This is a genomic window from Candidatus Uhrbacteria bacterium (genome assembly GCA_016699205.1).
Classification (GTDB): Bacteria; Patescibacteriota; Patescibacteriia; order 2-12-FULL-60-25; family 2-12-FULL-60-25; genus CAIXDN01.
Genome location: CP064964.1, coordinates 240002 through 254915 on the forward strand (window position 1 = coordinate 240002; position 14914 = coordinate 254915).

The 14914-nt window shown below is 52.6% G+C and carries 18 protein-coding genes; all 18 read right to left on the reverse strand.

Features of this window, described 5'->3' with window-relative positions:
- Positions 1-5 precede the first annotated feature (5 nt).
- Genes rplM through IPH19_01340 form a run of 18 tightly spaced genes read right to left on the reverse strand, consistent with a single transcriptional unit; the run spans position 6 to position 14894 of the window.
- Positions 6-371: a 50S ribosomal protein L13 gene (gene rplM, locus IPH19_01255; protein ID QQR61076.1), complete on the reverse strand. Its 366-nt coding sequence runs from the start codon at positions 369-371 to the stop codon at positions 6-8.
- A 2-nt stretch (positions 372-373) separates the two neighbouring features.
- Positions 374-727 carry a 50S ribosomal protein L17 gene (gene rplQ, locus IPH19_01260; protein ID QQR61077.1) on the reverse strand — a complete coding sequence of 118 codons (354 nt, stop codon included), beginning with the start codon at positions 725-727 and terminating at the stop codon, positions 374-376.
- An 11-nt stretch (positions 728-738) separates the two neighbouring features.
- Complete coding sequence (locus IPH19_01265) at positions 739-1446, reverse strand: DNA-directed RNA polymerase subunit alpha (GenBank protein QQR61078.1); 708 nt, start codon at positions 1444-1446, stop codon at positions 739-741.
- 33 nt (positions 1447-1479) lie between these two features.
- Positions 1480-2094 carry a 30S ribosomal protein S4 gene (gene rpsD / locus IPH19_01270; GenBank protein ID QQR61079.1) on the reverse strand — a complete coding sequence of 205 codons (615 nt, stop codon included), beginning with the start codon at positions 2092-2094 and terminating at the stop codon, positions 1480-1482.
- A 40-nt stretch (positions 2095-2134) separates the two neighbouring features.
- Complete coding sequence (gene rpsK, locus IPH19_01275) at positions 2135-2575, reverse strand: 30S ribosomal protein S11 (protein ID QQR61080.1); 441 nt, start codon at positions 2573-2575, stop codon at positions 2135-2137.
- Between the two features lie 8 nt (positions 2576-2583).
- Positions 2584-2970, reverse strand: coding sequence for a 30S ribosomal protein S13 (rpsM, locus tag IPH19_01280; GenBank protein ID QQR61081.1), 387 nt, complete (start codon positions 2968-2970; stop codon positions 2584-2586).
- Between the two features lie 15 nt (positions 2971-2985).
- The gene (gene rpmJ, locus IPH19_01285; protein ID QQR61082.1) at positions 2986-3102 is read right to left on the reverse strand and encodes a 50S ribosomal protein L36; all 117 of its coding nucleotides are present in this window, start codon (positions 3100-3102) and stop codon (positions 2986-2988) included.
- Positions 3103-3138: 36 nt separating this feature from the next.
- Complete coding sequence (gene infA / locus IPH19_01290) at positions 3139-3372, reverse strand: translation initiation factor IF-1 (protein QQR61083.1); 234 nt, start codon at positions 3370-3372, stop codon at positions 3139-3141.
- A gap of 51 nt (positions 3373-3423) precedes the next feature.
- Positions 3424-4125, reverse strand: coding sequence for a phosphotransferase (locus IPH19_01295; protein QQR61084.1), 702 nt, complete (start codon positions 4123-4125; stop codon positions 3424-3426).
- A 42-nt stretch (positions 4126-4167) separates the two neighbouring features.
- Complete coding sequence (locus tag IPH19_01300; GenBank protein ID QQR61085.1) at positions 4168-5988, reverse strand: alanine--tRNA ligase; 1821 nt, start codon at positions 5986-5988, stop codon at positions 4168-4170.
- Between the two features lie 16 nt (positions 5989-6004).
- Positions 6005-6745 carry a hypothetical protein gene (locus tag IPH19_01305; GenBank protein QQR61086.1) on the reverse strand — a complete coding sequence of 247 codons (741 nt, stop codon included), beginning with the start codon at positions 6743-6745 and terminating at the stop codon, positions 6005-6007.
- The gene (gene mnmA / locus IPH19_01310; GenBank protein ID QQR61087.1) at positions 6742-7803 is read right to left on the reverse strand and encodes a tRNA 2-thiouridine(34) synthase MnmA; all 1062 of its coding nucleotides are present in this window, start codon (positions 7801-7803) and stop codon (positions 6742-6744) included. The genes IPH19_01305 and mnmA overlap by 4 nt, the downstream gene beginning before the upstream one ends.
- A 40-nt stretch (positions 7804-7843) precedes the next feature.
- Positions 7844-8923: a 23S rRNA (adenine(2503)-C(2))-methyltransferase RlmN gene (gene rlmN / locus IPH19_01315; GenBank protein ID QQR61088.1), complete on the reverse strand. Its 1080-nt coding sequence runs from the start codon at positions 8921-8923 to the stop codon at positions 7844-7846.
- Between the two features lie 4 nt (positions 8924-8927).
- Positions 8928-9992 carry a serine hydrolase gene (locus tag IPH19_01320; GenBank protein QQR61089.1) on the reverse strand — a complete coding sequence of 355 codons (1065 nt, stop codon included), beginning with the start codon at positions 9990-9992 and terminating at the stop codon, positions 8928-8930.
- A gap of 36 nt (positions 9993-10028) precedes the next feature.
- Positions 10029-10682 carry a L,D-transpeptidase gene (locus tag IPH19_01325; protein QQR61090.1) on the reverse strand — a complete coding sequence of 218 codons (654 nt, stop codon included), beginning with the start codon at positions 10680-10682 and terminating at the stop codon, positions 10029-10031.
- Positions 10606-11394 (reverse strand): undecaprenyl-diphosphate phosphatase, encoded by a 789-nt coding sequence (locus IPH19_01330; GenBank protein ID QQR61091.1) that lies wholly within the window; start codon positions 11392-11394, stop codon positions 10606-10608. The genes IPH19_01325 and IPH19_01330 overlap by 77 nt, the downstream gene beginning before the upstream one ends.
- A 2-nt stretch (positions 11395-11396) precedes the next feature.
- A complete protein-coding gene (locus IPH19_01335) occupies positions 11397-13550 on the reverse strand; it encodes a type IV secretion system DNA-binding domain-containing protein (GenBank protein QQR61092.1) in 2154 nt (717 codons plus the stop codon).
- Between the two features lie 3 nt (positions 13551-13553).
- Positions 13554-14894 carry a hypothetical protein gene (locus tag IPH19_01340; protein QQR61093.1) on the reverse strand — a complete coding sequence of 447 codons (1341 nt, stop codon included), beginning with the start codon at positions 14892-14894 and terminating at the stop codon, positions 13554-13556.
- Positions 14895-14914: the final 20 nt, after the last annotated feature.

The following is a 14914-nucleotide window of genomic DNA, read 5'->3' on the forward strand; positions in this document are numbered from 1 at the left end:
AACTATTAGGCAATAATAAGGCGCTTCAAACGCTCGTTCTGGGTGCGGTTCTTTGGGAGCATGTACTTGACGGCGTGTACCAAAATTTCTCCTGGGTTCTCCTTCATCAAACGGCTCATCGGGGTGGCCTTCACACCGCTTGGGCGGTTAGAGGAGCGGAAGTGGACTTTCTGTTCCATCTTCTTACCCGTGAGGACGATCTTGTCGGCGTTCAAGACTTTAACGATCGCTCCGGCATCGATGTGCGGAACATACGTTGGCTTGTCTTTGCCGATGAGGATCTTGGCGATATGCGTTGCCAAACGGCCGACAACCTTGCCGGTTGCGTCGATGGTGACGGTTTCGCGCTTGATGTTCTTGATCGTGGACATAATTATTTTACAAGCTGGATCTGGGCGATTTCAGCACCATCTCCCTTGCGCGTACCAAGCTTCACGATGCGCGTGTAGCCGCCCGGACGGGTGGCGTAGCGCGGACCGAGTTCCTCGAGCACCTTGTTCACAGCCGACTCGCTCATAAGAACGGCGTTCAGCTGGCGGCGGGCGACGAGGCTCTTGGCCTTGCCTTTGGTAATCAAACGCTCGACAAACGGGCGGACGGCCTTGGCCTTGGCCAAAGTCGTGTTGACGTTCTCGTAGAGAACAATCGAAGTCGCCAAACCGCGCAGGAGGGCCCGGCGGGCACTCGCGTTGCGATCCAATGTCTTTCCTACGCGGTTATGTTTCATAAGATTGAGATTTAAGCGGTTTCTTCTGAGTAGGTCAAGTCCTTCAAGACGGAGATGTTATCCATCAAAATAACGATGGACTGATTGACGGCGTCGAGCGGGTCGAGGGTGCCGTCGGTTTCAACGCGCAAAACAAGCTTGTCAAAGTCGATTTTCTCTCCGACGCGGGCCATCTCGACCTTGTAGGAGACGTTCAAAACCGGGCTGTAGAGGGCGTCGATGGCAATCGTGCCCAACTCGGTCTTTTCCTTGTTGCGCTCTTCTGTGGAGCGGTAACCGCGGCCAGGGGCAACGGTGACTTCCATCTCAAGCGTCGCGGACGGGTCCGTGAGGGTCGCGATGTGAAGATCGGTGTTCACAACTTCAACCTGCGCGTCTTTGACAAAATCCTTGGCCGTGACGATTTTCTCGCCTTTGACGGACAAAGAGATCTTGATCGGCTCTTCCGAGAAGAGCTTTACGCGCAAAGCCTTGAGAGCAAGGATGATTTCCAAGACGTCTTCTTTGACATGCGGGATGGTCGAGAACTCGTGCTCGGCACCCTTGATGCGGACGGCTGTGACAGCGGCGCCCGGAAGGGAGGAGAGGAGAACGCGGCGCATGGCGTTGCCAAGCGTGGTGCCATAACCCTGTGCGCAAGGCTCAACGGTAAGGACGCCCTCATTAGGACGCTCACCGCGGTTAAACTTGATTTTGTTTGGGAGGAGGATCGATTCCATATGATGGCGCTATGGATTAAAAAGGACAGTTGGTTAGCGAGAGTAGAACTCGACGATCATCTTAGCGTCGAATGGCTGCTGCAACTCAACGCCGGTCGGGCGGCCAGTGACCTTGGCGGAGAGCGTCTTTGAGTCGATAGCCAACCAGGAAAGATTTTCCTTCTTTGCCAATACTTCCTCAGCACCCTTCAAGTTCCCCTTGGCCTTCTTGTTGTCGCGGATCGCGATCACGTCTCCCGAGCGGACACGGTAGGACGGGATGTTGAGCTTCTTGCCGTTCACGATGAAGTGGGCGTGCGAAACAGCCTGGCGAGCGGCCGGGCGTGTCTTTGCAAAACCAGCGCGGTACACGACGTTGTCGAGACGCGCTTCAAGTTCCTGCACAAGCATTTCTCCCGTGTTGCCCTTCTTCTTGGACACTTCGTCAAAGAGGTTGGCAAACTGGCGTTCATTCAAACCGTAGAGACGCTTGGCCTTTTGCTTCTCGCGGAGCTGCTTGCCGTAGTCGGTCAAGCGGGTACGGCTTTCTGGGCCGTGGGCGCCCGGAGCAAATGGGCGACGCGTAAGCGCACGGGCATGCTTGGCAGCATCCGTGAGCGGCACGCCTTCGCGGCGTGACATTTTGGCGGTGACTTGGAGTTTCTTCATAGCGTTGGGGACAATTCAGCCTAGTGGAAATTGGTGGCGATTAGACACGGCGCGGACGCGGCGGGCGGCATCCGTTGTGCGGAATCGGGGTAACGTCCTTGATCATGGCGATCGTGAGGCCGTTGGCGTTGAAAGCGCGGAGAGCACCTTCGCGACCCTGACCAACTCCGCTGATGAAGACGTTCACTTCTTTCAAGCCTGTGTCCGCTGCCTTCTCGCAAGCATCTTTCACGATGAGCGAAGCGGCGTACGGGGTGGCTTTCTTCGGGCCCTTGAAACCGTTCACACCGGCGCTCGACCAGGAGAGAACGTTGCCGTTCAAATCGGTCAAAGTGACGATCGTGTTGTTGTAGGTGGCCTGAATATGAGCATTACCGACCGGCACTTGCGTGCGGGCCTTCTTGTTTTTCTTTGGCTTGGCCTTGGCTGCCGGCTTAGCGGCTTCCTCGGTTCCAGCCTGCTGTTTCTTTTCTTCAGACATAGAGGAGATTACGTCTTTTCAAGCTTACGCTTACCCGAGCCCATCGTCTTACGAACGTTGCCGCGGATGGTGCGGGAGTTGGTCTTGGTGCGCTGACCGCGGACCGGCAAGGACTTAATGTGGCGGAGACCGCGATAGGCGCCGATTTCCTTCAAGCGCTTGATGTTGGTCAACACTTCACGGCGGAGGTCACCCTCGACCTTGTATTCTTTTTCAACCGCGTCACGAAGCTTGTTGGTGTCGGCTTCTGAAAGATCCTTTACGCGGATCGAAGCATCAACGCCCGTCTTCTTGACGATCGAGAGGGCGGTCGTACGGCCGATGCCGTAAATATATTGAAGCGCGATGTCGACGCGCTTGTTTGCAGGGAGGGTTACACCGGCGATACGTGCCATAAGATGGATAGAAAATTAACCTTGGCGCTGTTTATGCTTTGGGGTCGACGTGCAGATCACGACAACACGGCCCTTCCGGCGAAGGACTTGGCAGTTTCGGCACATGGCCTTGACGGAGGATCGTACTTTCATAGCAAGCGTTCGCAAAAAACCGTTACGTTTAGTGGGCTACAACCTATAGGTAATCCGACCCTTTGTCAAATCGTACGGGCTCACCTCGACCTGGACATCGTCGCCCGGGGTCAGACGAATGCGGTTCATGCGCATTTTTCCCCCAAGATAGCACAAAATTACCTGTCCATTTTCCAATTTTACCTTGAATGTGGCTGATGGCAGGTTCTCCTCAATCGTCCCCTTCATGACGAGAAATTCCTTGCTGGGAGACGTGTTTTTACCGGCCATAGGTTGTAGAAATCATGGCCGCATCATAACAAAGCCAAAAAATATGGTCAATTAAGCGGCCTTGGGAAGGGGCTTGGCTGACTTGGGGATGACGCGAATCTTTTCCGGTTTTTCCGGGTCGTAAGGGTGAGCGCGCTCAAAGTCGAGCGGGAAGACGGATTTGAGCTCTCGGCCATTGAAATTGAGGAGGAAGTCTTTGATATACCAAGGTTTGTCGATTTTGAGCGCTTTGCGGTAAGTCTCGGCGGTTTGCCTGATCAGGCGCTCGGCTTGGACTTGGGCTGCCTCGATCTCCCCTGCTGACCAGCCTTCATCGATAAGTTTGTCCCAGATGTCTTGGCCGGATCGGCCTGGGACATATTCCATCATGAGAAAGTCAGCATTGCCGGCATGCATCATCCCGAGCGGCTTGGGAGCCGGGAGTCCGAGCTGATGAGCTTTTTCCAGAATGTGCAACTCATGATCCGGGTGAGGCATTTTGCCTGGTTGATTAAGCTTGAGGACGAATGAGTAGCCGTCTTGGTCGGTCATTTTCCAGACGATTTCATTTACGCCCTCGCTACCTGTGTCCGTTTTGCTGGTGTGCTTAAGCTTTTTGCCGTTAGCAAGCGCAAACTCGTAGGCTTTGTCGATGAATTCCGGCGGAAGATCGTCCTTGGCACCCGGTAAAAGGCGGAGCGTGTAATTTTCACGTTCGATACGGGTCTTGTTCTCGACAGGTTGGGCAAATGGATTTACCTGCTCAAAGGACATACCTAAGCAGAATAGCAAATCGCCCCCGAAGGGGCGATTGTTTTACATTCCTGTCACTGTTGCTTTGATGCGGCGAACTCCGGCTGATACAGCTTCCTCTTTTTGAATCTTGAAGCTTCCAAGTTGCGCCGTGTGCTCGACATGAGGACCGCCGCAGATTTCTTTGGAGAAAAAGCCTTTTTCATCGTTACCGACAAAGTAGACATTGATCTTGCCGCCAAGCTGGGCGTACTTATCGTCAAACAAACCGATCGCTCCCCTGCTCTTGGCTTCATCGGTCGTGAGCTGCTCGCAGTGAATCGGGAGATCGCGCTTGATGGCGTCGTTCACAAGCTCTTCAGTTTTGGCGATTTCTTCCGGCGTCATCTTTTGACCGTGGCTGAAGTCGAATCGCAAACGTTCGGCGGTGATATTCGATCCCTTCTGCTCAACATGGTCGCCGAGGACGGTGCGCAGGGCTTGGTGAAGCAAGTGCGTTGCGGTGTGCAAGCGCGTTGTTTCTACAGAATGATCGGCGAGACCGCCTTTGAAGGTTCCAGCGGATGCCGAGCGCGAGAGTTCTTGGTGTTTCTTGAATTCCGCAGCAAATACGGAGCGATCAACAGACTCGCCTTTCTCACGCAAAATCTCTTCCGTGAGCTCGAGCGGGAAACCGTAAGAAGAGAAGAGCAAGAATGCGCCCTCGCCGGTGATCGGGCCTTTGGACAACATCTTCTCGAGTTCCTTCATTCCTTTCTCAAGAGTTTTTCCAAATTTCTCTTCTTCTTTCTTCAATTCATCGACGACCTTGTCCAAGTTCTGAGTTAGCTCGACGTAATGACCGCCGTACTCGCCGACATAAACTTGCGCGATGAGATGCGTGAACGACTCGAGGATTCCCAAGCGGCGGCCTTCGCGGATCGCGCGGCGGAGCAAACGGCGGACGATATAGCCTTGGCCGACGTTGGATGGAGAAACACCGCGCGGATCGCCAATGATAAATGTCGCGGCACGAAGGTGATCCGCGATAATGCGGAAGGCGCGCTCGTGATCTTTGTAGGATTTGCCGGACAGTGAAGCGATCTTATCGAGGGCTGGCGTAAAAGCGTCGGTTTCGAATACGGTCTCGACGTTTTGCATGACCGCGACGATACGCTCCAAACCCATGCCTGTATCGACGTTTTTCTGGGCGAGAGGCGCGAATGTGCCGTCGGCTTGCTTATCGAACTGCATGAAGACGTTGTTCCAGATTTCGACGAAGCGGCCGCAATCGCAGTTTTGATGACACTCTTCTCCAAAAGCCTTGTCATGGGCTTTTCCGGTGTCGTAGAAAATTTCCGTGTCCGGACCACAAGGACCCGTAAGTCCGGCGGGGCCCCACCAGTTCTTTTTCTTTGGGTAAGCGCGGATGCGATCGCCGAGCTCGGCTGTAATGCCGACGGTTTCGTAGAGCGCCTGCCAGATGCAGATCGACTCTTCATCGCGCGGAGCATCGGCATCGCCCTCGAATACCGTGACGTAAATCTTTTTTGGATCGATCGCGAGCCAATCTTTGCTGGTCAGGAACTCGAATGACCAAGTGATGGCTTCTTGTTTGAAATAATCGCCGAGCGACCAGTTACCGAGCATCTCAAAAAACGTGAGGTGGCGGTTGTCGCCGACTTCCTCGATATCATCGGTGCGGACGCACTTTTGCGAGTCAGCAAGACGCTTGCCACCTGGATGCGGCTGGCCCTGAAGATATGGGACAAGCGGATGCATGCCGGCGGTCGTAAAAAGAACCGTCGGGTCGTTTTCAGGTACGACAGAGGCGGAAGGGATGATGGTGTGGCCCTTCTCGCGGAAAAAATCCAGAAATTTCTGGCGGATTTCATTGGTCGTCATAGCGGATAGACTGCCTTTAAGCGGCGTTCTTGGCAAACTGGCGGGTCAGCATTTGGGCTTGGTTCACGAATACCTTGAGGAGCGAGACATCGATTTCCTGGATTTTTTCGGCACCATCCTCAAGATGCAGAAGAAGGAAGGCCTTGGTGTCGTCTGCATGATCAGCCGGGACCACAAGCAGCTCTTTTCCATCCTCTGATCGGATAAACGCGTGACTGGAACGATTTTCATGCAGATCGCGCAGATCTTTGTTTGGAATCTTGAAAACAAGATCTCGGCCGGTGTGATGAACGTACTCCCCTTCCGTTCGCATTTTAGAGACAGAGAGGACGCGCAGCATCGCGGATAAGGCTCCGGCGGATGCGCAGGCATTCATCGCAATTGCGGTATAGAGCTCTTTAGGAACTTTTGAGGACGGGTCGATTGTCAGCGATGTGTCATTGGCTACTTTTTTCAGCAATTCAATTTTACGATTGACCGATCCGATATACGCATAAGACTCGATGAGCTCTTGTTTGGCGCGTGCGTAACCCGTTTCTACGACTTCACGCTCTTTCTCGCGGCGCTCCATAATGCGTTCATAGGCGGCGAAGGTGGCGAGTCCGGCGATTCCGAAGGCAAAAATCGATAATTCCTCCAGACGCTCTTCTGGCAGTCCAAATCGATCTTTGCTGTGGATTGAGGGCGATAAGACGGCAAGGACGAAAAATAGGAGGTAAACAAGCGAAACCCACTCCAATTTAGGGACTTTCATCATGCGCCCGAGTCTAGCCTGTTGTCCGCAAGAAAGCCACCTCCGAGACACACTTCTCCGTGATAGAAGACGGCCGATTGGCCCGGAGCCATGGCCCAGACGGGCTTTTGGAACGTCATCGTGCCACTCGCATCACCCGTCATATTTATCGTCGCAGGAATCGCTTCTGAGTGATAACGGACAACAACGTTGATGTGACCGTCTGACGGGAGCTTGTTTAGTAGATGAATATTTTCTACCTGAGCCGAATGGGAATAGAGAAGCTCATGCTCGCGATCCGGGACAATAATAATACGATTCAGATCTCGATCTTTTGCCGCAACATACCAAGCCTTTCCGTCTTTTGAGACATGAATACCGTGTCTTTGGCCGATGGTGTAGCCGTCGAGGCCATCATGTTTGCCGATGATCTCTCCTTCCGGATTAACGATGTCGCCGGGCTTTGGCGGATTCCGCAAACGCAAGAATTGATGGAAGTCGAGCTTGCCGACGAAACAGATGCCTTGGGAATCGGGTTTGTGCGCGACAGGGAGATCACGTTCCGCGGCCATACGTCGAACTTCATCTTTATGGAATTCGCCAATTGGAAAATAGCTTTTGGACAATGATTCTTTGGAGATACGGTGCAGAAAATAGCTTTGGTCTTTTGCCGGATCGACGGCGACCAAGAGCTGATGATCATCGCCCTCATGGCGAACGCGTGCGTAGTGGCCGGTTGCGATACCGTCGAAGCCGAGTTTCATTGCAGCCTCGAAGAACAAACCGAATTTAATTTCTTCATTACAAAGCACATCCGGATTCGGTGTTACGCCTTGGCGATACTCGGCGAACATACGATCGAGTACGCGCTTGCGATACTCCTCTTCAAAATCGAAAGTAAGCAGCGGAATACCGAGACGTGCGGCAACACGCAGCGCATCGCGGCGCTCGCCGCGCCATTCACACTCCCCCGTCCACAAATCTTTGGAGTCAGACCAGTTCTTGATAAAACCACCGGTAACATCGTGGCCTTGCTCGACAAGGAACGAGGCGGCCACGCTCGAATCAACCCCGCCAGACATACCGACGAGGATTTTCAACTTCTCTTTTTTTACGAATGGATTATTTGGCATTTTGGCGGACGCGCTTGATGCGTACGGCCTCAAGTCCCTGTTTTACCTGGCCGTCTTCTTCCTGTACGGCGAGCTGGCCGCAAGCCGCATCGATATCTTCACCGAATGTCACGCGATGCGTTGCGGAGATGCCGCGCTCTTCCAACCAGTCGACAAAGGCAATGCGATTCTCGCGATCCGTCGGATCAAAAGCTTCGGTTGGATGGTATTTGATGACGTTTACATGCGAAAGACGATGATCATTTGCCAAGAGACGCGCGAGCGCGTTGGCATCGGACTTGTGATCATTAATGCCCTTGAGAAGCAGGTACTCGAACATGACTTTGCGGTTGGTCTTTGCCATGTAGACATGAACTGCGTCCATCAACTTGGCGAGCGGATAGGCTTTGTTTACCGGCATGAATTTGTCGCGCACTTCATCGGTACCTGCATGGATGGAAATCGCAAGGTTTACCTGGAGAGGTTCGTCAGCGAGTTTAAGAATTCCCGGAACAATACCGCATGTCGAGATACTCATGTGACGTGCGCCGAGATTGAGGCCGTCTTTATCGTTCAACTGCTTTAAAGCGGCGATGACGTTGTCGTAATTATGAAAAGGCTCTCCCATGCCCATCATCACAAGATTGGTGACGTATTCTCCTTTTGGTTTTAGCCAGCGAGAGAAGTAGATCACTTGCTCGACGATTTCCGGAATCGAGAGATTACGCTTCAAGCCCATCGTGCCCGTCGCACAAAAAGCGCAGGCCATGGCGCAGCCGACTTGGGAGGATGCGCAGACCGTGTTGCGGCCATCTTCATGACGCATCAATACCGCCTCGATCTTTTGGCCGTCGGCACATTCAAATAATGTTTTAACCGTGTCGCCTTTTGGGGAGACAATCGTTTTCACCTCTTTCAAGACATTCCACGGGATAGCTTCCTGACAGGCCTCACGCAATGGCTTGGAGTAGGTTGTGACACTTTCCCAGTCGTTTCCAAGTTCAACAAAAAATGCACGCTTGGCCTGAGCCAAGCGATACGCGGGCTCGCCACGTTCCGCGAGCAGAGCTTTTAGGGCTTTGATATCCATATTCTTATGGCGCGAGCTCGAGCAATTTTGAGCGCGTCGCCGGACCAACCACTCCATACCCCGAATTTCCGGCTTTGGCAATACCTTGATCCACCTGGAACTTCTGAATGGCCGCTCGGGTTACGGGGCCAAAATAGCCGCTTAATGGCTTGATATTAAGCGCTTCTTGTACCCAACGGACGTCTTCTCCTGTCATGCCTAGCACAAGGCTGCGAGCCGGTACCGGGTATTGGCTAGCCTTTTTGAAATGCTCTTCATCGGACCAAGCCCATTCCGCCAAGCGCTTCGCCGAGTCCATCGCAGCCTGCGTCGACTTGGAACCGAGTACAACGACAATCACGTCCCTTTTTTCTACTTTGGATTTTCCATCCGCAGCCAGTGGAGACATCTGAGCAGCGTAGTTGTACATCGACTCGGGCAGATACCCGGTTTTTCCGCCCACAAGATAGACATCCGGATCAGCGAGCAGCGGTGCATTCGTATTTTTAATCGTATGTGTATTCGTGCTTCCGGCAAGCGTGAACGTGTATGTTCCACTTTGTGATGCACTGACGACTTTTTTCTGCTTGAATGCATCGCGAGCGATCAGGGCCATGTCACGAGCTGTCGTCATGTTTTTTGGATTCATGCCGGACGGATCAAAAAACTTGGACGATACGGCCCCGATCGCTTTTGCCTTGGCATTCATCTTGGCAACGAAACTCGATACGCCCGGTCCGGCAAAACGCGCGATCGCGGTTGCGGCGTTGTTAGCACTCGAACCGATGGCGGATTGCCAGAGGTCGGCCAAGATGACGCGCGAACCGGCGGAAACGCGCAGACGCCCGCCGCCGACCTCGTCAGCCGAAGACATTTTTACTGCCGTGCCCCAATTCCAATTTTTATCGAGCATGACGAGCGCCATCATGAGCTTGGTCAAGCTTGCTGCCGTATGCGGTGCGTCAGGCTTGAAGCTATACAAAATCTTTCCATCCGGACGCATCACAACGGCAGAAGCGAACTCGTTGGGAACCGGGACATACTCGGATGCATAGGCAATAGATCCTGCTCCTTGGAGCAGGATTACCATAGCGCAAGCAAGCGCAAAAATATGTCGTTTCATTCTTTATTTTTCAATGATAATTCTTGTTCCTACTGGCGCCCAGTCATACATCTCCTTGGCAGCGCCTATGCCCATACGCACGCAGCCGTGGCTTGCTGGCTTTCCGAGATGACTTGCTCCCTCTTTTTTTCCGCCCGGCCACTCAGGCAGCTCGTGTAAGCCGTGGCCGCGCGTTGTGAAAGCCATCCAAAATGGCATCCAAAGTTTTGCGCTTTTTGACCAGGCGCGCGGGTACTTGTTCAGAACCTTAAATTCTCCTACCGGCGTCGGCGTGCTTGCAAGACCGCTCGAAACTTTAAATGCCTTGACCGCAACACCACCAACGCGCTTCTCCATCGTCTGTGTTTTAAGTTTAATAAAAATGGATTTTTCCAAACGGATCGGCTCAGAACTTGTTGGCGAGTAGGCCATCAAAATTTCGAGGCCATCTTCAAAACTGTCGCCATCCGTATCTTTATTATGAATATCGGTTCCAAACTTTCTCTCGTGTATATCCAAAAGACCATCACTATCCGTATCGAGCGTATCTGGCGTAGAAGTAGCCGCGTGCGTCGGTAGCGCAACAACAAGTAGCGTCGCGCTAAGCAAGAGCCAGAACCACGAGCGCCAAGACCAGGCGGTAGATGACGAAGCCGTCGTAACGGTGTTTGGCAACATAAGAGACAAGGAAACGAATGGCGAATAGGCCAAAGCCGAGCGCCGAGATAAAACCGACGACAAGCGCGATCACTTGATCCGCGGCGATCCCCTGCTTGGTCACACTGATGAGACCGTGAAGTCCGGCAGCAGCTGTGACCGGAATCGAAAGGAAGAATGAGAAGCGCGCGGCAGCCTGACGCGTCAAACCTGCAAGCAGCCCGGCGGTAATCGTGATACCCGAACGGCTGGTACCTGGGAACAAAGCGAGTGGCTGAGCAAAGCCGACAGCCAATGCCTGCGTCCATGATACCGATTCATACGCATCTAGGCGACTTTTCTTGCCCTCGCTCCATCGATCAGCACCAAACAAGATGAGACCAAAAAATACAAGATCAAAAGCGACAATCCAACCTTGGCGGACATTTGCCTCGATCCAATCGTTCGCAAAGAATGCGATGATGAGGGCTGGAAGCGTTGCGACGACGACTTTCAACATGAATCCCCAAGCTTTTTTTCGAAACAAGCCGACAATATCTTCACGGAAGAACCAAAGCAGAGCGACAAGCGTACCGAGATGCAAAACCGTATCAAACGCGAGACCCTGGTCTGGCCAGCGCAGTAATACCGGAACGAGAATCAAGTGACCGCTGGATGAAATCGGAAAAAACTCCGCCAAGCCTTGTACCGCTCCGAGCACGAAGCCGCGGACCACATCGAACAGCGTATTCATATCTACGTATCAAACATGATGCGCTCGCCCGGAGCAACGGAACGACTTGGCGACGAAGAAGGCTGCGGCGAAGGAGCGCTTGGTGCAGCTGAACCATTTTCTGGTTTTCCGCTACCAGAGCGTCGGCGTCGGCGTTTCTTTTTTTCACCTTCTGATGAAGAAGCGGCTACAGGAGCTAGCGCCGAAGTTGGACGCGGAGGAATGGTCCCAGCGCGTTTTTCCAGCGATTGTTTATGCATGTCTACAGCACCGCCTTTGGCTTTTAAGATTTCCGTCAGCAAATCTTCCTCTTCTGGTACTTGTGAAGCAGGGACGACTTGAATCTTGGAAGCTTGTGCCGGCTCTTGAACCAAGCGAGGACGATTTGGTGCGACATTGCGCGGCGCAAAACCAGATTCGCCGACTTCTGCCTCCCCTACTCCTTCAAGCGGGACTGGAGCGCGCTTGGCCGACTTGAAACCGCTCGACTTGTTCTTGCGTTCTTCTGCGATAATCGGACGGCACTCGGCGCAATAAACAGGACGTGATGTATCGAGCTGAATGGCGAGCTCGAATTTTTTGCCGCATCGATCACAGGTGTGAGCAAAGGCTGGGCGCTTCTTTTGCTGCTGAGGAATGCTTGCCTGAATAGCCGCCAAACGCTCGGGACGGATCGTCAGATATTCCGAAGCATCGCCCTGATGCTCGAGATCGGACATGGTTTCTTTCACGGTTTCTTTGGCTGCCTGCTCCTCTTCCGTCATGATCGCTGGATACTGGATGGTTGGCGCGGTTCCAAGCGGACCTTCCTGAGTGACAGGCGTTGAAGTTGTCGCTACAAGAGTTGCTGGTGAAAGAGTACCGCCGCCAGCAGGCGTCGTTTCCATGCCGGCCCATTTCAATACTTTTTCTTCAATCACCGGACGAGGCTCGGCGTAACGCTCGCGGCTTACCGCGACGACTTTAGCCTGGCTGTCCGTACGCGCCGCGATCGGCGGGAGTGTGTTGGCGGAGAAGGGCGGCGTCGCAACACCATCGACCATGAGCTTGAGGTAGATTTGGAATTTTGTGATGTTGACCAAATCTTCCGGCGTAAAGGTCGGAGCAAATTCCGTTTCCATGGCGAGCGCATCAGCTGCACCGACGCGCATCGCGATAATTGTTCCGACGTTACCGAAAATAGCAGCAGCAACTTCTTCCTCCAATTGCTCAATATATTGATGCGCGACGATCAAATTCAAACGGAACTTGCGCGCCTCAGACAGAATCGCGGCAAATGACTCGTTAGCGAAGTTTTGGAATTCGTCGACGTAGAAGTAGAAATCTTTACGCTCCTTCTCCGGCATGTTCTGACGCTCTTGGGCTGCAAGCTGAATCTTGGTGACGATCATTCCACCAAGCAAACGCATGTTATCTTCACCAATACGGCCCTTGGAGAGGTTGACGATAAGAATTTTTTCATCGTCCATGATGCGGCGCAGATTGATGGTCGACTTTACCTGCGCGACGATGTTACGAATGACAGAGGACGATAAAAATTGTCCAACTTTGTTTTGAACTGGCGCGATGGCTTCTGTCGCGTATTTCTCCGACCAAGAAGCAAATTCTGCAATCCAAAATGTTTTGACGATCGGATCGCGGATTTTGGCGACGACGCGTGCACGATAGTCCTTATCGACCAAGAGACGGTTGATGCCGAGCAAGGTAGCTCCCGGATAATCAAGAAGCGCGAGTACGCAGTTCATCAAAATGTACTCCATGCGAGCACTCCAAACGTCCGGCCAAATCTTTTTGAAAACGCCCATCAAACCGGAAGCGATCAATGGCTTCTGGTCATCGTTATCTGTTTCAAGAATGTTGAAACCGACAGGAAAATCCGTGTCAGCCGGGTTGAAGTAGATGAGATCGTTAATGCGGTTTGGCGGAATGAAGTCGAGGAGTTTCTCGGCCGTGTCTCCGTGAGGATCGATCAAACAGCAGCCATGACCCTTGATAATATCGGACAAGATAAGACTTTCGATGAGCGTCGTCTTACCCATACCGGTTTTACCGATGATGTACATGTGGCGACGACGGTCATCGGTCTTGATTCCAAAACGGCGCTTGGCATTTCTAAAATTCGTTTCCGCGAAGAACGTAATATGCTCAAGGTGATCCTGACAATTTGCTGATGCCATAGATTAGCCAAATGGGATATTGGCTGGGGCCTCGGACTTTTTGGCCTCGATGCGGCGCAAGCCAGGAGCTTTGACCTGGATCAAAATCGGGAAATGCCAAAGCGTCGCCAATTCTTCCGAAGACATGAAAAACTTTGGCAAGCCAGACCAGCCGCTGCGGCTGCGGTATGCACGAACCATTTTGCTCTTGCGTTCATTGTTGCGGCGGTCCTTGAACCACCAAAGCGTACCGTTCACGCCGACTTTGGAAGACGGTTTCAACGCCTGCATATTGAAGGTATTCACCTGCTTGATCGAACCGATGAACGGTTGAACAGCTTTGGATTTTTTCATGACCTCTTTCTTGGCGACATACAAGAAACGAATCTTGCAGTTGAATCCGATCTTGGACGCTTTGCGCTCAACTGCTTCAAGCACCAGACGCTCGCCTGGCGAGAGCTTGAGAATTTCCGGCGTACCGTCTTTCTTTTCTTCTTTACCTCCCCCTCCACCTAATGCTGAACCTAAAATCAAATTAGCGATCTCAAAAAACACATTTAACGGAACGCTCACTATTTGCTCCGCAAATGAAGGCTTGGGCGTTTCTTTAATACCCTTGATCTTCTTTACGAGAGATTCGGCGCGTTTACGGAAATCGCGCTGATCGGTTGGCTGGAGAATAATTTGATACCAAGCTTGCTCGCCAGGACCAAGACGGGAGAATGTTTCCAAAAATGCGGCCATCGGGCCTTTGAATTCACCCGAAACCTTATCCTCAAACTCCGTGTAGGTTTTGAGCGGGTACGGGTCTGGCATGACATTGGTCATTTCCGTACACCAGACATCCCACTCGTCATTAGGATATTCCGCCGGGACTTGGCGCGCGTAATCCTCGACTTCATCGATCTCTGCATCCGGATACTGTGCGTACACCGCCGCCTCAACAAGATCACGAAGGCCTTTTAGGCAAAAGATATAGTAACTAACCTGGCCGTCGATAGAGGCAATCTCAATCGACATGACGGCTTGCGACGCGCCCTGAAGCCAAGTCTCGGTCCAAGAAGGCGGACTGTGGGCCCCGGCGAGCAAAGCAAAAAGGTTTTCAACAGCCTTTACGGTTTGTTCACTCGCCTTTGGAACGCTGATGCGGAGAAGGATCCACTCGCGCTTGGCCGCTGCTTTGTTTTGTACGTATTCCAGCCATCCGTTCTTGATCATGAACCAGAGCACCGGAATCAGTATAAGCCAGCCTCCGCTCAGAAACAGATAAATCATGGCAGAAAATGGATCATTTCCGGCCACGTTTAAGAACGCGTCGACATTAAAATTGAGGAACGGCAAGTAGCCGATGTATTCCTCGAACATAAGACCATTATAGCACAACA